Annotated in this window: 18 protein-coding genes; 6 read left to right on the top strand and 12 right to left on the bottom strand. The window is 72.7% G+C overall.

All coding sequences use genetic code 11. The annotated features are described in order from the left end of the window. Positions 1-23 precede the first annotated feature (23 nt). Positions 24-2,708 (top strand): ATP-binding protein, encoded by a 2,685-nt coding sequence (locus AQI95_RS22465; RefSeq protein WP_067126505.1) that lies wholly within the window; start codon positions 24-26, stop codon positions 2,706-2,708. A 103-nt stretch (positions 2,709-2,811) separates the two neighbouring features. Here AQI95_RS22465 and pcaDC read toward each other — a convergent pair whose 3' ends face one another. The 6 genes from pcaDC to AQI95_RS22435 form a co-directional block, all read right to left on the bottom strand. Next, positions 2,812-3,954: a bifunctional 3-oxoadipate enol-lactonase/4-carboxymuconolactone decarboxylase PcaDC gene (gene pcaDC, locus AQI95_RS22460; RefSeq protein WP_067126502.1), complete on the bottom strand. Its 1,143-nt coding sequence runs from the start codon at positions 3,952-3,954 to the stop codon at positions 2,812-2,814. Next, complete coding sequence (gene pcaB / locus AQI95_RS22455; RefSeq protein WP_067127443.1) at positions 3,951-5,261, bottom strand: 3-carboxy-cis,cis-muconate cycloisomerase; 1,311 nt, start codon at positions 5,259-5,261, stop codon at positions 3,951-3,953. The genes pcaDC and pcaB overlap by 4 nt, the downstream gene beginning before the upstream one ends. Positions 5,262-5,329: 68 nt before the next feature. Continuing rightward, positions 5,330-5,932: a protocatechuate 3,4-dioxygenase subunit alpha gene (pcaG, locus tag AQI95_RS22450; protein WP_067126499.1), complete on the bottom strand. Its 603-nt coding sequence runs from the start codon at positions 5,930-5,932 to the stop codon at positions 5,330-5,332. A gap of 6 nt (positions 5,933-5,938) precedes the next feature. Further along, the gene (gene pcaH / locus AQI95_RS22445; RefSeq protein ID WP_067126496.1) at positions 5,939-6,712 is read right to left on the bottom strand and encodes a protocatechuate 3,4-dioxygenase subunit beta; all 774 of its coding nucleotides are present in this window, start codon (positions 6,710-6,712) and stop codon (positions 5,939-5,941) included. 116 nt (positions 6,713-6,828) lie between these two features. Further along, positions 6,829-7,473, bottom strand: coding sequence for a CoA transferase subunit B (locus AQI95_RS22440; protein ID WP_067126493.1), 645 nt, complete (start codon positions 7,471-7,473; stop codon positions 6,829-6,831). Continuing rightward, positions 7,473-8,228, bottom strand: coding sequence for a CoA transferase subunit A (locus tag AQI95_RS22435; RefSeq protein WP_067126490.1), 756 nt, complete (start codon positions 8,226-8,228; stop codon positions 7,473-7,475). The genes AQI95_RS22440 and AQI95_RS22435 overlap by 1 nt, the downstream gene beginning before the upstream one ends. A 210-nt stretch (positions 8,229-8,438) precedes the next feature. Here AQI95_RS22435 and AQI95_RS22430 point away from each other — a divergent pair, with 210 nt between their 5' ends. Then, the gene (locus tag AQI95_RS22430; protein ID WP_067126487.1) at positions 8,439-8,903 is read left to right on the top strand and encodes a MarR family winged helix-turn-helix transcriptional regulator; all 465 of its coding nucleotides are present in this window, start codon (positions 8,439-8,441) and stop codon (positions 8,901-8,903) included. Positions 8,904-8,912: 9 nt separating this feature from the next. Here AQI95_RS22430 and AQI95_RS22425 read toward each other — a convergent pair whose 3' ends face one another. Beyond that, the gene (locus AQI95_RS22425) at positions 8,913-9,884 is read right to left on the bottom strand and encodes a DUF3048 domain-containing protein (RefSeq protein WP_244188812.1); all 972 of its coding nucleotides are present in this window, start codon (positions 9,882-9,884) and stop codon (positions 8,913-8,915) included. 194 nt (positions 9,885-10,078) lie between these two features. Beyond that, on the bottom strand, positions 10,079-11,155 hold the full coding sequence (locus AQI95_RS22420) for an ATP-dependent DNA ligase (protein ID WP_067126485.1): 1,077 nt from the start codon (positions 11,153-11,155) through the stop codon (positions 10,079-10,081). A gap of 73 nt (positions 11,156-11,228) precedes the next feature. On the opposite strand from AQI95_RS22420, the gene ligD reads away from it, so the two are divergent. Together ligD and AQI95_RS22410 are read left to right on the top strand one after the other, a co-directional pair. Then, entirely contained in the window at positions 11,229-12,248 is a 1,020-nt protein-coding gene (gene ligD / locus AQI95_RS22415) for a non-homologous end-joining DNA ligase (RefSeq protein ID WP_208614239.1), read from the top strand. Positions 12,249-12,483: 235 nt separating this feature from the next. Next, complete coding sequence (locus tag AQI95_RS22410; RefSeq protein WP_067126482.1) at positions 12,484-13,422, top strand: ornithine cyclodeaminase family protein; 939 nt, start codon at positions 12,484-12,486, stop codon at positions 13,420-13,422. Positions 13,423-13,470: 48 nt separating this feature from the next. Here AQI95_RS22410 and AQI95_RS22405 read toward each other — a convergent pair whose 3' ends face one another. Beyond that, complete coding sequence (locus AQI95_RS22405; protein ID WP_067126479.1) at positions 13,471-14,394, bottom strand: hypothetical protein; 924 nt, start codon at positions 14,392-14,394, stop codon at positions 13,471-13,473. Between the two features lie 214 nt (positions 14,395-14,608). On the opposite strand from AQI95_RS22405, the gene AQI95_RS22400 reads away from it, so the two are divergent. Further along, positions 14,609-15,703 carry a LacI family DNA-binding transcriptional regulator gene (locus AQI95_RS22400; RefSeq protein ID WP_067126475.1) on the top strand — a complete coding sequence of 365 codons (1,095 nt, stop codon included), beginning with the start codon at positions 14,609-14,611 and terminating at the stop codon, positions 15,701-15,703. Positions 15,704-15,729: 26 nt separating this feature from the next. Here the strand turns inward: AQI95_RS22400 and AQI95_RS22395 are convergent, their stop codons facing one another. Continuing rightward, positions 15,730-16,521, bottom strand: coding sequence for a VOC family protein (locus tag AQI95_RS22395; protein WP_067126471.1), 792 nt, complete (start codon positions 16,519-16,521; stop codon positions 15,730-15,732). A 269-nt stretch (positions 16,522-16,790) separates the two neighbouring features. Here AQI95_RS22395 and AQI95_RS22390 point away from each other — a divergent pair, with 269 nt between their 5' ends. After that, positions 16,791-17,036, top strand: coding sequence for a WhiB family transcriptional regulator (locus tag AQI95_RS22390; RefSeq protein ID WP_067127435.1), 246 nt, complete (start codon positions 16,791-16,793; stop codon positions 17,034-17,036). Positions 17,037-17,082: 46 nt separating this feature from the next. Here the strand turns inward: AQI95_RS22390 and AQI95_RS22385 are convergent, their stop codons facing one another. Together AQI95_RS22385 and ddaH are read right to left on the bottom strand one after the other, a co-directional pair. Continuing rightward, a complete protein-coding gene (locus tag AQI95_RS22385; protein WP_067126468.1) occupies positions 17,083-18,057 on the bottom strand; it encodes an acyl-ACP desaturase in 975 nt (324 codons plus the stop codon). Positions 18,058-18,329: 272 nt separating this feature from the next. Next, entirely contained in the window at positions 18,330-19,106 is a 777-nt protein-coding gene (gene ddaH, locus AQI95_RS22380; protein WP_067126465.1) for a dimethylargininase, read from the bottom strand. Positions 19,107-19,173 lie beyond the last annotated feature (67 nt).

Genomic DNA, 19,173 nt, shown 5'->3' with positions numbered 1-19,173 from the left:
GGGCGACCTGGGGAGGTAACGGGATGACGGAGGGACGGCCGCCGGCGGCTGCCTCGGCTGCCCTGTGGGAGCGGGACGCGGAGATCGCCACCGTCGCGCAGGCACTGGACCTCCTGTGCGGCGACCAGTCGTCGGCGGGCAGTCTGCTGGTCTTCCGCGGCGAGGCGGGACTCGGCAAGACCGCACTGCTGGCCGAGGCGCGCCGCATAGCCGAACGCCGGGGCTGCGCGGTGTGGTCCGCGCGCGGCGCGGAGACCCTGAGGTCCGTCCCGTTCAACGTGGTGCGGCAACTGCTCCAGCCCGCCCTGCTGTCCCTGCTGCCGGAGGAGGCCCGCGAGTACCTCGGCGACTGGTACGACATCGCCGGCCCCGCCCTCGGCATAGTCGACCCGCAGGAAGGCCTCGCCGACCCGCAGTACGTGTGCGACGGACTCGTCGCGGCGGTACGGCGACTGGCCCGCCGCGAATGGCCGCTCGTGCTGCTGGTCGACGACGCGCACTGGGCCGACCAGGAGACCCTGCGCTGGCTCGCCGCGTTCGCCGAACGCCTCGACGACATCTCCGTCCTCGTCGTGGTCGCCCGCCGGCCGGGCGAGGTCAGCGGCGACAGCGCCCGCCACCTCGACGCGGTGGCCGCCGCCGCGGGCCGGCCCGTCAGCAATCTCCGGGCGCTCACCCCCGACGCCGCCGAGGGACTCACCCGCGCCACCCTCGGCCGCCACGCCGACGACGCGTTCTGCCGCGAGGTCTGGGCCGTCACCGCGGGCAACCCCTACGAGACCGTCGAACTCCTCGCCAAGGTGCAGGACAGCGAACTCCAGCCGGTCGAGGCCCGGGCCGGGGAGCTGCGCGCCCTCAACCGCGCCGCCCGCGGCGGGGGACTGGTCGACCGGCTCAAGGGACTCGGCCTGGAGGCCACCCAGTTCGCCTGGGAGGCCGCCATCCTCGGTACCGACATCACCGTCGACATGGTCGCCCGCCTCGCCACCATGGACGAGGCCGTCGCCCGGCACTGCGCCGAACGCCTCTGCGCCGCCCGCATCCTCACCGAACCCGCGCCCCTGCCCGGCACCGAACGGGAAGAGGACGAGCTGGAGTTCGTCCACCCGCTCATCGCCACCGCCGTCTACAACTCCATCCCGTCCGGCGTGTGCACCGCCATGCACGGCGTGGCCGCCCAGATCATCACCGAGCTGGGCCGCGGCGCCGCCCAGGCAGCCCGGCACCTGCTGAAGGTGCACGCCGACGGCGACGAGGAACTCGTCGACCAGCTGCGCGAGGCGGCGCGCGAACACCTCGCCGTCGGCGCCCCCGACGCGGCCCGCACCTGCCTCGAACGTGCCCTGGAGGAGCCGCCGCTCCCCGAGGTGCACGCACACGTCCTGTACGAACTGGGCTGCGCCACTTTGCTCACCGCGCCCGCCGTCACCATCGAACACCTCCAGCACGCCCTCGGCCTGCCCGGCCTCGACGGCGAGCGGCGGGTCGACGCGGTGGTCCGGCTCTCCCAGGCGCTGCTCCACAACGACCAGTTGGAGGAGGCCGTCCGCACGGTCGAGGCCGAGGCCGCACGGCATGAACCGGGCCCGGTCAAGCTGCGGCTGCAGGCCGTGCAGTTCATGTGGGAGGGCATCCACGGTGAGACGGTCTCCCCGGCCCGCTCCGCCCGTCTGGCCGAACTCGCGCGGACCTGCACCGGCCGCGACAACGCCGAGCGCGCCCTGCTCATCCTGCGCGGCTTCGACGCCATGACCCACGGGGAGAGCGCCGACGAGGTCCTCGAACTGTGCGACCGCGCCCTCGTCAACGGCCGCCTGGCGCCCGGGCTCGGCTGGACCGACCAGGAGTGGGGCATCGAGCTGCTGATGATGCTCGGCAGCGCGTACGCCTACGCCGACCGGCTCGACCGCGCCGAGAGCCTCTTCGCCGAGGCCCTGCGCGCCTACACCAGCGCCGGCTGGCGCGGCGGCCACCTCTCCCTCGCCAACGCCTTCCTCGGCCTGGCCTACCGCAGACAGGGTCGGCTGCGCGACGCCGAGTCCACCCTGCGCGAGGCCCTGGTCCTCGCCGAGCGCGTCGGCCGCCGACTGCCGCTGTACTGGTCGGCGACCTGCGGACTGGTGGACACGCTGCTGGCGCGCGGCCGGGTCGACGAGGCCTGGTCGATCGCCGAACAGTACGGCTTCGCACCGCCCTACCCCTCCACGATCGTGCTGCCCGACATCCGCTGCGTACGCGGTCGGCTGCTGCTCGCCGTCGGCCGCACCGAGGAGGGCATCAACGAACTGGAGGCCGCGGAGAAGACGGCCGCCTCGCGCGGCGGCCACAACCCCGTCCTCTCCCCGTGGTCCATCGACCTCGCCAAGGCCCTCGCCGAGCAGGACCCGGCCCGTGCCGCACAGCTCGCCGCCGACGCCCGCCGGCAGGCCGAACGCTTCGGCACGGACACCGCCATCGGCGAGGCCCTGCGCTGCGCCGCCGCCCTGGAGACCGGCGGACGCGCGGTCCAGCTCGCCGCCCGTGCCGTCACCTACCTGGAAGCCTCACCCTGCCAGTACGAACACGCGGCGGCCCGCGTCGAGTACGGCATCGCCGCCCGCTCCGCCACGGAACTCAACCGGGGCCTGGACCTCGCCCGCTCCTGTGGCGCGGAAGGCCTCGTGGCCCAGGCGAGGGAGGTGCTGGAGACAGGGCGCGGGCTGCGGTAGGCGAGGGACCGCAGCCGGGAGACCGCGTCCTCCGTGGGACCGGCAGCGGCGCGGACACGCTCCGGCACCGAGAGAGGGGCTGTCGACGCCACGACCAGCGGGTTCACCCTCCGGCGTCGGTCTCGCCCTCCTCCGCCAGTTCGGCGAGGACCCGCTGGGCCGTCGCGAACGCGGAGTTGGCGGCCGGCACCCCGCAGTAGACGGCGGTCTGCAGCAGCACCGCGCCGATCTCCTGCGGGGTCAGCCCGTTGCGCCGCGCCGCCCGGACGTGCATCGCCAGCTCGTCGTAGTGGCCGTGCGCGACCAGCGCGGTCAGCGTGATCATGCTGCGCTCGCGGCGGGACAGCGTCGGATCGGTCCAGATCTCCCCCCAGGCGTAGCGGGAGATGAAGTCCTGGAAGCGGGCCGTGAAAGGAGTCTGCCGCGCCTGCGCCCGGTCCACGTGCGCATCGCCCAGCACCTCCCGGCGCACCGCCGTCCCGCTCGTCGGCAACCCGTCGAGCTGGGCGCGCAGCGCGGCCAGCACGGCCCGCGGGCACTGTGCGGGTGCCAGATGCGAGGCGCCCGGCAGCTCCACCAGCGTCGAGCCGGGCACCGCGTCGGCGATCTCCCGCAGATGCGCGGGCGGCGTCGCGGGATCCAGCTTGCCCGCCACCAGCAGCGTCGGTACGGCGATGTCGCCGAGTCGGTCCCGCAGGTCGAACACGGCGAGCGCGTCGCAGCAGGCGGCGTACGCCTCCGGATCGACCTCCCGATGGTCCCGGACCAGCCTCGGCACGGTGAACCCCGGCGTGAACCAGCGCGCGTCGGCGCTCTCCACCAGCCACTCCATGCCTTCGCCGCGCACCCGCCGCGCCCGCTCCCGCCAGGGCGCGCTGCCCCCGAAGTGGGCGGAGGAGCACACGATTGCCAGGGAGGTCAGCCGCTCGGGGTGGTGCACGGCCAGATGAAGGCCTACGGCGCCGCCGAGGGAGACGCCCGCGTAGCCGAAGCGGTCGATGCCGAGCGCGTCGGCGAGGGCCAGCACGAGGGCGGCCAGATCGCCGACGGTCGCGCCCGGCCCGATCAGGTCCGGCGCCGACCCGCCGTGCCCGGGCAGGTCCCAGCGCACCACGCGGTGGGCGGCCGACAGTTCGGGCGCGACCGCGTCCCACAGGGCGTACGAGGTGCCGAGCGAGGGCCCGAGCAGCAGCGCAGCAGCGGAGGCCGGGCCCTCGGCCCGGTGGTTGAGGAGTTTCACGGTCAACGTCTCTCCAGCGCACGGTCGGTGAGGTCACCGGCGAAACCGGTGTAGCGGGCGGGGTCGGTGAGCGCGGCCAGGTCCAGGTCCAGTTCCCTCAACTCCACCTCCCCCGCGAGGAGTTCACCGAGCAGACGGCCTTCGCGGACGGTGCGGCGGGCGAGTTCGGTGAGCAGTTCCTTGGCTCGGGAGCGCCCGAGGTGGGGTGCCAGGGCGGCGGAGAGCCGCTCGGTGACGATCAGCCCATGGGTGAGGTCCAGATTCCGGCGCATGGCCCCGGCGTGCACGCGCAGGCCCTCGGCGAGTTCCGCCGCGTCCCGGACCGCGCCCCCGGTCAGCCGGAGCAGCTCGCGCAGCGGCTCCCACTCCGCGTGCCAGGCCCCGGCCGGCCGCTCGTCCCCGGCGGCGACACAGCCGTACAGCGTGGCCGCGAGCTGTGGTGCGCGCCGGGCCGCGGCCACGAGGAGGGTGGAGCGCACCGGGTTGGCCTTGTGCGGCATGGCGGACGAGGCGCCCCCGCTGCCCTCGCTCACCTCACCGATCTCGGTGCGCGACAGCGTCAGCACATCCTCGCCGATCTTGCCCAGGGCGCCCGCGGTGAAGGCCAGCGCACCGGCCAGGTCGGCGACCGGGGTGCGCAGGCCGTGCCAGGGCAACGGCGCTGCGACGAGGCCCACTTCGCGGGCGTAGGCCTCGGTCAGCGCCGTCGCGTCCCAGGTCCCGTACGCCGCGAACGCGGCCAGGGTCCCCGCGGCGCCGCCGAGTTGAGCGGGAAGAGCCTCGCGCACCCGGGCGACGCGGTCCCGTGCGTCGAGGACCAGTGACCGCCAGCCGGCCGCCTTCAGACCGAAGGTCGTCGGCACCGCGTGCTGGGTGAGCGTACGGCCCGGCATCGGGGTGTCCCGGTGAGCGGCGGAGTGCCGGGCGAGGGCGCGCTCGGTGCGCGCCAGGTCGGCGAGGACCGCCTCCAAGGCGCGCGCGGCGACCAGCATCGTCGCGGTGTCCAGGATGTCCTGGCTGGTCGCGCCCCGGTGGACGTACGGGCCGTACGGTTCGCCGACCGCGGCGGTGAGGTCCGCGACGAGCGGGATCACCGGATTGCCGCCGGCGCGGGCGCGACCGGCGAGGGAGCGCGGGTCGAAACGGGCGGGGTCGGCCGCCCGGGTCACCGCGTCGGCGGCCTCGGCCGGGGCGAGGCCCAGCGCGGCCTGGGCGCGGGTCAGCGCGGCCTCGGCCTCCAGGAGGGCTCGCAGATACGCGCTGTCGCCGGTCGCGCGGGCAGCGGGGGACCCGGTCCACCCCGGGCCGAGCAGCCCCGTGTCGCCGTCGCCGTCGCCGTCGAGGTCGTCCGGGGGTGCCTGCCGGCCGACGGGTGGGGGAGTCACTGGTACTCCAGGAAGACCGTCTCGCCCTCGCCCTGAAGACGGATGTCGAAACGGTGGAGGGCCGGGCCCTCGGCGTCGGCGATCAGAGTGTCGCGCCGGTCGCCCAGGCGGCTGAGCAGCGGATCGGCGGCGAGCGCGGCCTCGTCGCCCGGCAGATAGATCCGGGTGAACAGGTGCATGAGCAGGCCGCGCGCGAAGACGCAGACGCTCACGTACGGGGCGCTCCGGCCCCGCGCGCCGGGCCGGAGCGTACGGGCGTACCAGTGGCCGTCGGCGTCGGTCTGGCTACGGCCCCAGCCGGTGAACTCCACGCCGTTGCGGCCCAGATGCCCGCCGGTGGCGGGGTCGGGGCGCAGGGAACCGTCCACCTGGGGGACCGCGCCGTCGGGGCGCGCACCCCACAGCTCCACCAGGGCGTCCGGCAGCGGTTCGCCCGCGCCGTCGACGACGTACCCGTGCACGGTGATCGTGTCCGGGTGGCCGAGCGGTGCGATGTCCTCGCCGCCGCGGAAGGGCAGCGCACAGCCGTAGAAGGGGCCGACCGTGTGGGACGGGGTGGGCGGCAGCTGCTCCGGGCCGCTCGGGTCGATCTGCGTCATGGCGGGTCAGCGTCCTTCTTCGATCCAGGTGGCGGCCGGGCCGTCCAGCACGATGTCCCAGTGGTAGCCGAGCGAGAACTCGGGCACCGACAGGTCGTGGTCGTAGGTGGCCACCAGCCGCCGCCGGGCCGTGTCGTCCGTCACCGACTGCAGGATCGGGTCGTACGGGAACAGCGGGTCGTTCGGGAAGTACATCTGCGTCACCAGCCGCTGGGTGAACGCCGCGCCGAACACTGAGAAGTGGATGTGCGCCGGGCGCCAGGCGCCCACGTGGTTGCGCCAGGGGTAGGGGCCCGGCTGGATGGTGGTGAAGCGGTAGCGGCCCTCGGCGTCGGTGAGCGTGCGGCCCACACCGGTGAAGTTCGGGTCGAGTGCGGCATCGTGCTGCTCACGCCGGTGGGCGTAGCGGCCGGCCGAGTTGGCCTGCCAGATCTCGATCAGCTGGCCGCGCACCGGGCGCCCGGTGCGGTCCAGCAGCCGCCCGGAGACGGTGATCCGCTCGCCGATCGGCTCGCCCCGGTGGTGCCGGGTGAGGTCGTTGTCGATCTCGGTGATGTCGCGCTCCCCGAAGGCGGGGGAGCGCAGCTCGACCAGATCCGGGTCCTGGGCGGTGTCGATGGCGATCAGGGGCTGCTCGGGGTGGCGGAGCACGGAGGAGCGGTAGGGCGCGTAGTCGCGGCGCGGGTGGTGCTCGGCGGGGGCGCCACCGGCGACGCGCTCCTCGTACGCGGCGCGCTTGGCGGCGATCTCCTGGTCGATGTCGCGCTGGGTGAGAGTCATGGGGGGATACCTGATGCTTCCTTGTCGCTGCCGCTCGTGGACCAGGGCGAGGCCGAAGTGGTGCGGGTCGGTCGCGCGGAGGGTCCGCCGGGGATCCGTCCTCGCCTTGACAGGGTTCACTGCGGACTCTCCGCGATCTTCAGTTCGGCCTCGGTCAGGGCGACGACCTCGTCCACCGCCACACCCGGCGCGGTCTCCACGAGCACCAGCCCGGCCTCGGTGACGTCCAGCACCGCCAGATCCGTGACGATCCGGTCCACACACGCCTTGCCCGTGAGCGGGAGCGTGCACTCCTTGAGGATCTTCGGCGAGCCGTCCTTGGCGGTGTGGGTCATCACCACGATGACCTCCCGGGCGCCGTGCACCAGATCCATCGCCCCGCCGATCCCGGTGACCAGCTTGCCCGGCACGGCCCAGTTGGCCAGGTCACCGGAGGCCGAGACCTGCATCGCGCCCAGCACGGCCACGTCGATGTGCCCGCCCCGGATCATCGCGAACGACAACGCCGAGTCGAAGAAGGAGGCCCCCGGCAGGACGGTCACGGTCTCCTTGCCGGCGTTGATCAGATCCGGATCGACCTGGTCCTCGGTCGGGTACGGACCGGTGCCGAGAATCCCGTTCTCCGACTCCAGGACCACCTCCACCCCTTCGGGCAGATGGTTCGGGATCAGCGTCGGCAGCCCGATGCCGAGGTTGACGTACTGCCCGTCCCGCAGCTCTCGCGCCGCCCGCGCGGCCATCTCCTCGCGTGTCCAGGCCATCAGCCGCTCACCGTCCGCTGCTCGATCCGCTTGTCCGCCGCCTGCTGCGGGGTCAGCGCCACCACGCGCTGCACGAAGATGCCCGGCAGATGTACGGCGTCCGGGTCGATCGCGCCGGGCTCGACCAACTCCTCCACCTCGGCGATCGTGACCTTGCCGGCCATGGCGGCCAGGGGGTTGAAGTTCCGGGTGGACCTGTTGAAGACCAGGTTCCCGTGCCGGTCGCCCTTCGCGGCCCTGACCAGTGCGAAGTCGGTGCGGATCGCGCGCTCCAGGACGTACTCCGCGCCGTCGAACTCCCGCACCTCCTTCGGTGGCGAGGCCAGTGCGACGCCGCCCCGCCCGTCGTAGCGCCAGGGCAGTGCGCCCTCGGCGACCTGGGTGCCGACCCCGGCCGGGGTGTAGAAGGCGGGAATCCCGGCGCCGCCCGCGCGCAGACGCTCGGCCAGCGTGCCCTGCGGGATCAGCTCCACCTCCAGCTCACCGGACAGGTACTGGCGGGCGAACTCCTTGTTGGCGCCGATGTAGGAGCCGGTCACGCGGGCGATCCGGCCCGCCGCCAGCAGCACGGCGAGCCCGGTCCCCATCGCCCCGCAGTTGTTCGACACCACGCTCAGCCCGCCGACCCCGCGCTCGTGGAGCGCCTGGATCAGTACGTTCGGCACACCGCTCAGCCCGAACCCGCCGACCGCGAGGGACGCGCCGTCCGCCACATCGGCCACCGCCTCCCCGGCCGTGGCGACCACCTTGTCCATCCGTGAAGCCCCATCTCGTCAATTCATCAGGGCACTGAGTATTTTAGCGAGGTGTCCCTCACGCTGCCACCGGACGCCGAAAGCCGTCAAGACCCCTGCTGGCAGGTGCTTCGAGCGGAAGACAGTCGGACTGATCGCCGGGTATCGTTCAGTACACAGACTAATAAAGTCGATCAGACCGCAATCGATCAAACCATCAGGGGAGCGCACATGGCCGCCGTGGACCTCGGCACCCACCCCGGGCATCTGGCCCGGCGGCTGCAGCAGGCGCACTACCTGCTGTGGAACACCATGGTCTCCGAGGAGATCACCTCGCCGCAGTTCGCTGTCATGAACGCGCTCGTGGCCGAGTCGGGCCTCGACCAGCGGACCGTGGGGGAGCGGGTGGGCCTGGACCGGTCGACCATCGCCGAGGTCATCAGCCGGCTCGGCCGCCGTGGGCTGCTGACCAAGACGCGCGACCCGGAGGACGGCCGGCGCTTCCTGCTCCGCCTCACCGACGACGGTCTGCGCACGCATCGCAGGCTGACCCTGCGCACCGCCCGGATGAACCAGGTCCTCCTCGCGCCCCTGTCGCCCGAGGAGCAGACGGTCTTCTTCCAGCTGATCCGCCGGGTGGCGGACGCGGCGGAGGGGCTGCGGAACCCGGCGGAGCCGGTGGCGGCGCAGGGCTGATCGGACGTCTCACGGCGCCGGCGCGAACACCACCCACACCTGGCCCTCGGCGAAGTTCATCCGGCGGCCGCCGGCCGTCGTGAACGAGGTGCCGTCCGTCGCCCTCGGCCGCGACCAGGACGCGTCGAAGGACCGTCCGTCGCGCAGCACCTCCGCCTTCCCCGAGCCGACCGTCTCGGTGTACGGCGTGGGGTTGCCGAGCACGTCGCGATAGCTGGAGTCACGGATGCGCACATGCTGCACGACGACCGTCGCCGGCTCCACCCGCGCACCGTCCGCCATCGCCGTGGACGTGCCGTCCATGGCGACCAGCCAGCGGTGCCGCTCGGCGGACCAGGTGAACGTGAAGCGCGCGGCCGGGTAGCGCAGGGTGCGTGCGGCCGTGGGCGTGCCGCCGGACGGGGCCGGGCCGTAGCGGTAGCCGGTCGTCAGCGCCGCCCTGCCGGGGGCGGACGTCAGCAGCTTGGCCGGGTGCAGATAGAGGTTGTGCGGGGCGGCCTTGCCGGTGGCGCGGAAGTAGGCGCTCGGGTCCTGGTCGGCGGACTGCGCCCGCAGCGGCGCCTTGCCGATCTGCGGCAGCAGCTTGCGGTGTGCGCCGGAGAAGGCGAGCGTCGGCCGGTGGAACTGGCGCAGCAGCTCCAGGTCGGACTCGCGGGCGCTGCGCACCGGTCCGACGGTCTCTGGAAGCCTGGTCGCGTACACCGCCAGCAGCCGGCTCAGGCCGCCCTCCACCTGCTCGGCGTACACCACGTCCGCCGCATCGAGGCCGTTCTGCGGGCGTGCCGCCGGTACGTTGTCGATCTTCACGACGAGCGGTGAACCGGACGCCGCGACCTGCGGGCCGGGGGCGGGTGGCGCGGCGGGGGTGGCGGTGTGCTGCGGGGCGCGGTTGTCGTCCCCGTCGGAGTGGGCGCAGCCGGCCGTAAGGGAGCCCGACAGCGATGCGGCCAGCACGGCCGTCGTCAGTGCCGTGCGCCTCATGCGCGCCTTGTGTCTCATGCCCACTGCGGCCACCCCGTTCGTGTTGTCGGATTGTGCGTTCATCGGGTCATCGCTGGCCTTACCCGAACGCATACGGTCCTGCGCGCTTCGTGGGCCGAACGGGCCCGAGACATGACCCGTGCGGGCGGCGCGGCCCGTGAACGACACCCGGGTACGCCTGCGGCAGCCCTGTCTCAGTCGCGGTCCCGGTCGCCGAGGATCTCCGCGAGGTCGTACCGCACCGGCTCCTCCAACTGGGCGTAGGTGCAGCTCTGCGGTGTGCGGTCCGGGCGCCAGCGGCGGAAGCGGGCGGTGTGCCGGAAGCGCTGCCCGTTCTCCATGTGGTCGTAGGCCACCTCGGCGACCCGCTCCGGCCGCAGCGGCACCCAGGACAGGTCCTTCTTGCCCGACCAGCGGCTCGGCGCGCCCGGCAGCCGGGCGGTCTCATGGGCGCTCTCGTCCGACCACGCCGCCCACGGATGCCCGGTCACGTCGTCCATGCGCAGCGGTGCCAGTTCCTCGACCAGTTCGGCCCGCTTCTTCATGGCGAAGGCGGCCGACACGCCCACGTGCTGGAGTGCGCCGTGCTCGTCGTACAGCCCGAGCAGCAGCGAGCCGACCACCGGACCGCTCTTGTGGAAGCGGTACCCGGCCACGACCACGTCCGCCGTCCGCTCGTGCTTGATCTTGAACATGGCTCGCTCGTCCTGCAGATAGCGCAGGGTCGGCGGCTTGGCGACCACCCCGTCGAGACCGGCGCCCTCGTACTGCTCGAACCACTGCTGCGCCACGTCCGGATCCGTCGTCGCGGGCGCCAGATGAACCGGCGGCGTCACCTGAGCTAGCGCCCGTTCCAGCAGCGCCCGGCGGTCGGTGAGCGGGGTGTCGAGCAGGGAGTGGTCGTCCAGGGCGAGCAGATCGAAGGCGACGAACGAGGCCGGAGTCCGCTCGGCGAGCATCCGCACCCGGGAGTCGGCCGGGTGGATCCGCTCGGTCAGCGCGTCGAAGTCCAGACGGCCCTCCCGCGCGATCACGATCTCCCCGTCCAGCACGCACCGCTTGGGAACCCGGTCCTTCAACGCCGCCACCAACTCGGGAAAATACCTGGTCAACGGCCTTCCGGTACGGCTGCCCAGCTCGACCTCGGCCCCGTCCCGGAACACGATCGCCCGGAACCCGTCCCACTTCGCCTCGTAGTGCATGCCCGGCGGGATCTTCGCCACGGACTTGGCGAGCATGGGCTTCACAGGTGGCATCACCGGCAGATCCATGGTCCGATTCTGCTCGCATACATCCCCTGACGCCCGGTGTGCGAGGTATGGGGGGTGCGCCTACCGTGGCCGCATGGGTGACGCGGTGGAACTGCAGGCAGGCGGCCGGACCGTACGGCTGTCCAGTCCGGACAAGGTCTTCTTCCCGGAGCGGGGCTTCACCAAGCTGGACCTCGCGCAGTACTACGTCGCCGTCGGGCCCGGCATCCTGCGCGCGCTGCGCAACCGCCCCACCACCCTGGAGCGCTACCCGGACGGCGTGGGTGGCGAGTGGTTCTACCAGAAGCGGGCACCGAAGGGCATGCCCGACTGGATCCCGACCGCCCACATCACCTTCCCCAGCGGCCGCAGCGCCGACGAGATGTGCCCCACCGAGGAGGCCGCCGTGGTGTGGGCCGCCCAGTACGGCACCGTCACCTTCCACCCGTGGCCGGTTCGCGCCACGGACGTCGACCGCCCCGACGAACTCCGTATCGACCTCGATCCGCAGCCCGGCACCGACTACGACGACGCCGCCCGCGCCGCCCACGAACTGCGCGCCGTGCTCGACGAGTTCGGCGGGCTGCGCGGCTGGCCGAAGACCTCCGGCGGCCGGGGGCTGCACGTCTTCGTCCCCATCGAGCCGCGCTGGACCTTCGCCCAGGTACGGCGCGCCGCCATCGCCGTCGGCCGGGAGATGGAACGCCGGATGCCCGACCAGGTGACGATCAAGTGGTGGAAGGAGGAGCGGGGCCGCCGCATCTTCATCGACTACAACCAGACCGCCCGCGATCGCACCATCGCCTCCGCCTACTCCGTACGCCCCCGCCCCGACGCCCCCGTCTCAGCGCCCCTGCGCTGGGAGGAGGTCGGCGTGGCCCACCCCGCCGACTTCGACCTCGCCACCATGCCGGCCCGCTTCACCGAACTCGGCGACGTGCACGCCGACATGGACGACCACGCCTACTCCCTGGACGCCCTGCTGGAACTGGCCCGCCGCGACGAACACGACCACGGCCTGGGCGACCTGCCCTACCCGCCGGAGTACCCGAAGATGCCCGGCGAACCGAAACGGGTCCAGCCGAGCCGGGCCCGCCGGGAGGAGACTTCCTGAGAGGCCCGGCACGGCTTGCCGGACCATCGCCCGCGCCCTGCGGGTCCTGCGCGTAGGAACGGCACCCGCGCGAGCGCGCCGTCGCACACCGACCCCTGGTGGGGCACCGCGCCCCGACGTCCTCGATCCGCTTGAACATGCCGCCCTCCCCCGTGATCCATGACGCCCGTCCGCCACTGATCACAGCATGCACCACGGCACTGACAACGGCCCCGGAGCAGGGGATCATGCGGGGATGACCCGTCTCCTGACCCGAAGCGCCCTGGACTCCGTGCTCGAACCCACGGCCTGTCTCAACGCCCTGCGCGACGGCTTCCGCACGGCCGGCGCGGTCGGCGTACCCGGTCAACGGGTCCGTACCGACCTGCCGTTCCCCGGCACCGCCACCGCGCTGATCCCCGGCCTCCTGCCCGGCGTCGACGCGTACACCGTGAAGGTCAACGCGAAGTTCCCGGGTGCCCGGCCCGCCCTGCGCGGGGTGATCTGCCTGCACAGCGGCGCGGACGGCGAACTGCTCGCCCTGCTGGACTCCGCGACCGTCACGGCCTGGCGGACCGGACTGGCCGCCGCCCTCGGAACCGCGCTCCTGGCTCCGGCCGATGGCGACGTGCTCGGCGTGATCGGAGCCGGTGCCCAGGCCGAGTTGACCCTGCGCGGCCTGGCGAGCGAGCGCCGGCCCGGGCGACTCGTCGTGCACGACACCGACTCCGCACGGGCCGCCGCGTTCGCCGCCCGGCACGGCGGCCGGGTGCTGGACTCGGCCCGCGCGGTGGCCGAGGCCGCGGACACCGTGCTGCTCGCGACCTGGTCCCGGGCCCCGCTGCTCGCCCTCGCGGACACCCGAGCCGGACAGCACTTCACGAGCCTCGGCACCGACGAACCCGGCAAACGGGAACTCGCCCCCGATCTGCTGGACACCGCGCTCCTCGTCGTCGACGACACCGAACTCGCCGTACGGACCGGGGTGTTGGCGGCCACCGGAATCGCCCGCATCGCCGCCGACGCGACCTTGACGGAGGTCCTGCGCGGCGCGCACCCCGGGCGCACCTCCACCCGGCAGCGCACGGTGTACGCCCCCGTCGGGCTGCCCTGGCAGGATCTCGCCCTCACCTGGCTCGCCTGGCGGGAGGCGGAGCGCCGGGGTGTGGGAGCGACGCTCGATCTCCTGGACTGACCCGGCGGCGGCCGACCCGAGCCACGGATCCCGGACCGTGCCCGCGGCTCACGCGAGGTCCAGGACCCACCACTCGGTGCGGGGCCCGTCCTGGACGTAGAGCCGGGCACCGCGCGAGACGATCCGGCTGCCCCGGTCGAGCCGGCTGCCGTCGGGGCGCGTCAGCCGCCGCTCGTCCCCCACTTCGACGGTGTCCCCGGTCAGCCGGCAGTCGGCGATCCGGTCGTGGTCGTCGCCGTACCCGCCGAGGAACACGACCCGTCCGCCGTGCACCGCGAAGCCCTTGGCGCCGCGCAGCAGGTTGCGCCGTACCCGGACCGCACCGGCCGGATCGATCCGCAGCAGCGGAAAGTCGGTGTAGGGGCAGGCCCAGGCCGTCCGGCCGGACACGTTCAACGCGTAGCAGTCGGAGATCCAGTCCGCTCCGGGCACCGGACGGTACGACCACAGGCGTTCACCGGACGAACTCCAGCGGCTCAGGCCCGGCGCGCTCAGCTCGTCGTCGCCGTAGACCCCCTCGTCGAAGTGGCCGACCCACAAGGCGCCGCTCTCGTCCACCAGGCAGTGGGAGACCGCGTCTCCCACACGGAAGGTGTCCGTGGGGCGGCCCAGGGCGTCGAAGACCTGGACCTGCCGCCCGTCGCTCGGGCGGGACCGGGAGGCCAACAGCAGGAAGCCGCCGTCCGGCAGGGCCTCGACACGGGGGAAGCGCGGCGGCACCGCCGTCAGACGGGTCTCGTACGGGGCGCCGTCGCCGACGGTCACCACCAGGAGGTCGCAGAGTGCGTCCCGGTCGCGCGAGCGAGGCGAGCGGGCGCCGCCCCGGACGGAGTCCGCGGGAGGGTGTTCGGTGAGCAGCCAGTGGGCGCGGCCGAAGGCGTCGACCGAGCTGTGGAGGACATGGTGGTCGTGATGGGCGCGCGGCAGTCGCGCGTAAGGCGCGAGCCGTGTCTCGGGCCGGTCAGACGTCATGGGCCTTTCGCGGTGTCGTCATACGATGATCGTCGCCGAGACCACCGCTCGGACGCAAGCCGATTGCGACGCAGGCCGGTTGTGAAGTCGCGTCGCGCGTCGTTCCTCCGGTTGCCGGTCTCGGTCTCCGGTCCTGGCAGGACTCCGTCGGCGCTCCGGCGTCGCGGCCACCGCGCGGTTATCCTGACCGGCAGACTTGAGGAGGAGTCCCGAAGTGACCGAGGCAGCGTCGCGTCCCACGTTGGAGGCCGTGGCCGCGCGGGCCGGTGTGTCCCGGGCCACCGTGTCCCGGGTGGTCAACGGTGGCGACGGGGTGCGCGAACCCGTGGCCGAGCGGGTCCGGCAGGCCGTGGCGGAGCTGGGTTACGTCCCCAACCAGGCGGCGCGCAGCCTGGTCACCAGGCGGCACGACGCCGTCGCGGTCGTCATCGCCGAGCCGGAGACCCGGGTCTTCGCCGACCCCTTCTTCGCCCTCCAACTGCGGGGGATCAGCAAGGAGCTGACCGCCCACGACAACCAGCTGGTGCTGCTTCTCACGGAGGGCCGTGACGATCACGCGCGCGTGGCCCGGTATCTCGCCGGTGGCCATGTCGACGGTGCGCTCGTCTTCTCCCTGCACCTCGACGACCCGCTGCCCGGCCTCATCCACGACGCCGGTGTGCCCACCGTGTTCGGCGGCCGGCCCGGCTGGGGCGACGACGGCCGTACGGCCGACGCCACGCCGTCCTCGGGGCACGACCCGGGCGTGGTGTACGTCGACTGCGACAACCGTGGCGGGGCACGCGCGGCCGTACGGCACCTCGTGGACCTCGGCCGCACACGTGTCGCGCACCTGACCGGCGCCCTGGACCAGACGTCGGCGGTGGACCGGCTCGACGGGTACCGGGACGTCATGGCCGAGGTACCGGGAGCGAGCGATCCCCGGCTGGTCGTGGAGAGCGACTTCACCCCGGGCGGCGGCGAACGCGCCATGCGCGAACTCCTCGGCAGGTGCCCAGACGTGGACGCCGTGTTCGCCGCCAACGACCTCACCGCGCTCGGCGCCCTGCGGGTGCTGCGGGCGAGCGGCCGGCGGGTGCCCGAGGACGTGGCCGTGATCGGTTTCGACGACATGCTCCCCGTCGCCATGGAGACCGACCCGCCCCTGACGACGGTCCGTCAGGACATCGAGGAGATGGGCCGCCTGATGGCCCGCCTGCTGCTGCGCGGCCTGGCCGGCGGCCGCGACCGGACGGCAGCCGCGGAACAACCGCCGGCCGCAGGCGGCGTGATCCTCCCGACCACGCTGATACGGCGGGCCTCCGCCTAGGGTCTGTCCGATGGGTCCGGCCGGGCTCAGCCCTGCTGCGACTCGCTGGTGATCACCGCGAACCGGGCGCCGTACGGATCGCCGAACTTGGCCATGCGGCCGACACCCTCCACGGTCGTCGCCGGCATGCGCACCTCACCGCCGAGCTGCCGCACCTGGTCGACCAGTGCGTCGGTGTCCTCGACCTCGAAGTACGGCAGCCAGTACGGGCCGCCGCCGGCCTCGGACGGGTCGTCGGCCAGCGGCACCATCCCGCCGAACATCGTGTCGTCCCCGCCGCCGGCCGGGTTGACGCAGGTGTACGTCCCGCCCGGGAAGGGCACGGCGGAGGTCTCCAGGCCGAGCACCTGGTGGTAGAAGGCGGCGGCCGCCGCGATGTCCGGGGTGTACAGCTCGACCCAGCACAGCGCGCCCGGTTCGTCCGCCGCGCCGACGCCCTTGGTCCGCCCGGGCTGCCAGATCCCGAACGGCACGCCCGCCTGGTCGGCGAGGACCGCCATGTGCCCCTGGCCCATCACGTCCATCGGCTGGAACAGCACTCTGCCGTGCGCCTGCTCGGCCTTCTTGGCGGTGGCCTGCGCGTCCTCGCTCTGGAAGTACACCGTCCAGGCCGGTGGGCCCTGCTCGGGGCCGGTCTGCATGCCGCCCGCCACGGTCCTGCCGTCCAGCTGGAAGAAACCGTAGCCGCCGGCGTCCGGTCCCGCCGACTGGAACTGCCAGCCGAAGAGGGCGCCGTAGAAGGATCGGGCGCCGTCGATGTCGGATGTGCCGACGTCGATCCAGTTCGGAGCGCCGTCGACGAAACGGGTGGTGAGCATCTTCGCCCTCCTCGGAAGGGGCCCGTCCTGTGCACTGCCGAGTCTGGCACCGCCCACTGACAATCGCCGCCGGAGCACCGCGACGCGCGGGACCGGCCCGGTTCTCACCCTGGGTGACCGGGCGCGTTCTCCGGGTTTTCGTACCGCTCCGCGCGCCGCCGTGCACGGATACCGTCCGGGGGAGCATCATCAAGGCGGCCGGAGGCCCTGGCGGCGGCGTTGACCCGGCGTTGATCGAACGTTTTTCGCGGCGCGGCACGATCCTGGTCATGCACTTCGACACGATCACCCCGGCCGACGACACCTGGCAGGCGCAGGCCCTGTGCGCGCAGACCGGGCCGGACTTCTTCTTCCCCGAGCCCGGCAGCTCGGTGCGCGAGGCGAAGCGCATCTGCGCCATGTGCGAGCTGCGCCCGGCCTGCCTGGACTACGCGCTGGCCAACGACGAGCGCTTCGGCGTCTGGGGCGGTCTGTCCGAGAAGGAACGCCTCGCCCTGCGCCGCACGTCGAACTGAACCGGGACCGGCCGAGCCACCCGGCCGGTCGCGGGGTCCGTGTGCGTCAGGCTCCGTCGCGGGTCGCCATACGGGCCTTGCGTGCGGCCAGCTTCTCGTCGAACTTGAGGGCCTCCGCGTTCAGGCCGCCCATGAACAGGCCGAGTTCCTCCTGCGCCTGGCGTCCCTCGGGGCCGAGGCCGTCGATCTCCAAGACCTTCAGGAAGCGCAGCACGGGCTGCAGCACGTCGTCGTGGTGGATGCGCAGGTTGTAGACCTCGCCGATGGCCATCTGCGCGGCGGCCCGCTCGAAGCCGGGGATGCCGTGGCCGGGCATGCGGAAGTTGACCACGACGTCCCGCACGGCCTGCATCGTCAGGTCGGGCGCGAGCTCGAACGCGGCCTTCAGCAGGTTGCGGTAGAAGACCATGTGCAGGTTCTCGTCGGTCGCGATGCGGGCCAGCATCCGGTCGCACACCGGGTCGCCGGACTGGTGGCCGGTGTTGCGGTGCGAGATCCGGGTGGCCAGTTCCTGGAAGGCGACGTAGGCCACCGAGTGCAGCATCGAGTGCCGGTTGTCGGACTCGAAGCCCTCGCTCATGTGCGACATGCGGAACTGTTCCAGCTTGTCCGGGTCCACCGCGCGCGAGGCGAGCAGGTAGTCACGCATCACGATGCCGTGCCGGCCCTCCTCGGCGGTCCAGCGGTGCACCCAGGTGCCCCAGGCGCCGTCGCGGCCGAAGAGCGTGGCGATCTCGTGGTGGTAGCTCGGCAGGTTGTCCTCGGTGAGCAGGTTGACCACGAGGGCGATGCGGCCGATCTCGGTCACCTTCGACTGGCCCTTCTCCCAGGCCTCCCCGTCCTCGAACAGGCCCGGGAAGTTGCGGCCGTCGCTCCAGGGCACGTACTCGTGCGGCATCCAGTCCTTGGCGATCTTCAGATGCCGGTTCAGTTCGTTCTCGACCACTTCCTCCAGTGCGAACAGCAGCCGGGCGTCGGTCCAGGCGGACGGGCTGCCGAGGTGAGGGGTGGTGATCGTCACGGGAACTCCAGGGGGACGCCGTACAAAGGGGAGGCATGCGGGACGGTCCGGCGAGCGGTGCCGGAAAACCTACGTGATCGTAGGCTACGAATCCGTAGGTTACGAAGCCGTAGGTTAAGGGCGTCGTAAAGATCGCTGATCAGGGCGGTCAGACTCACCTCTCCGGCGTTGCCAGGCGCTGTTCCACGTCACCCCCGGGCACGCTCCTCGGCATGTCGGCGGCCCCGTAGTTCGTCGGATCCCGGGGCCGTCGAAGTGACGGGTTCACCCGATCAGGCGTACAGCTCCCGCAGTCGTACCGAGAGACAGGTCACACAGCCCTCCAGCTTCTCGAACTCGCCGATGTCCACCGTCACCACCTCGTGGCCGAGGTCGGTCAGCAGTTCCGCGGTCTTCGGGGCGCTCGCCGCCATCAGCAGCTTGTGGCCGCCGAGCAGCACCACGTGCGAGCCGGACTCCTCGGGAACCGACAGGAAGCGCGGGAACAGCGACGGCCGGTCGACCTTCGGTATGTGCCCGATCACCGTGCCGTTGGGCAGCGCGGTCACCGCCGACTTCAGGTGCAGCACCTTGCTCACGGGGACGGCGACCACACGCGCGCCCAGCGGTTCGAAGGCGGCCCGCACCTGCTGCACACCGGCCGCGTTGGTGCGCCCGCCGCGGCCGACGTACACCGTGTCGCCGACCTTCAGGACGTCACCGCCGTCCAGCGTGCCCGGCTCCCAGATCCAGTTCACCGAGCAGCCGAGGCGGGCCACCGCCTCCTCCACGCCGACGGTCTCCAGGCGCCGGGACTCCGCGCCGGGCCGGGTGATCAGCGCCACGTTCTTGTACATGACGACGGTGTCCTCGACGAACACCGAGTCCGGGCAGTCGTCCTCCGGGTCGACCTCCACGGTCTCCCAGTCGTGCGCGCGCAGCGCCTCGACGTACGCCTCCCACTGCTCGACAGCGAGCCCCACGTCGACCTTCTCCCGCTCGACGTGCGTCACCAGGCCTTCGGCGAGACGGGGGCTGGGGCGGCGGACGAGGGCCTTCTTGCTGGGCACGAGGGGCCTTTCGAATCGGGGGTGCGGCTGCCGGCACCGCTGAACGCGGTGCCGGTTGGCCATCATG

The organism is Streptomyces yokosukanensis, assembly GCF_001514035.1.
Classification (GTDB): domain Bacteria; phylum Actinomycetota; class Actinomycetes; order Streptomycetales; family Streptomycetaceae; genus Streptomyces; species Streptomyces yokosukanensis.
The sequence above is the reverse complement of the archived record's forward strand: the minus strand, read 5'-3'. Positions and strand labels throughout refer to the sequence as shown.

Coding starts and splice junctions, on each gene's coding strand:
- AQI95_RS22465 (WP_067126505.1), top strand. CDS start 24: ATGACGGAGGGACGGCCGCCGGCGGCTGCCTCGGCTGCCCTGTGGGAG.
- pcaG (WP_067126499.1), bottom strand. CDS start 5,932: ATGACGCAGATCGACCCGAGCGGCCCGGAGCAGCTGCCGCCCACCCCG.
- pcaH (WP_067126496.1), bottom strand. CDS start 6,712: ATGACTCTCACCCAGCGCGACATCGACCAGGAGATCGCCGCCAAGCGC.
- AQI95_RS22440 (WP_067126493.1), bottom strand. CDS start 7,473: ATGGCCTGGACACGCGAGGAGATGGCCGCGCGGGCGGCGCGAGAGCTG.
- AQI95_RS22435 (WP_067126490.1), bottom strand. CDS start 8,228: ATGGACAAGGTGGTCGCCACGGCCGGGGAGGCGGTGGCCGATGTGGCG.
- AQI95_RS22430 (WP_067126487.1), top strand. CDS start 8,439: ATGGCCGCCGTGGACCTCGGCACCCACCCCGGGCATCTGGCCCGGCGG.
- AQI95_RS22425 (WP_244188812.1), bottom strand. CDS start 9,884: ATGAGGCGCACGGCACTGACGACGGCCGTGCTGGCCGCATCGCTGTCG.
- AQI95_RS22420 (WP_067126485.1), bottom strand. CDS start 11,155: ATGGATCTGCCGGTGATGCCACCTGTGAAGCCCATGCTCGCCAAGTCC.
- ligD (WP_208614239.1), top strand. CDS start 11,229: ATGGGTGACGCGGTGGAACTGCAGGCAGGCGGCCGGACCGTACGGCTG.
- AQI95_RS22410 (WP_067126482.1), top strand. CDS start 12,484: ATGACCCGTCTCCTGACCCGAAGCGCCCTGGACTCCGTGCTCGAACCC.
- AQI95_RS22405 (WP_067126479.1), bottom strand. CDS start 14,394: ATGACGTCTGACCGGCCCGAGACACGGCTCGCGCCTTACGCGCGACTG.
- AQI95_RS22395 (WP_067126471.1), bottom strand. CDS start 16,521: ATGCTCACCACCCGTTTCGTCGACGGCGCTCCGAACTGGATCGACGTC.
- AQI95_RS22390 (WP_067127435.1), top strand. CDS start 16,791: ATGCACTTCGACACGATCACCCCGGCCGACGACACCTGGCAGGCGCAG.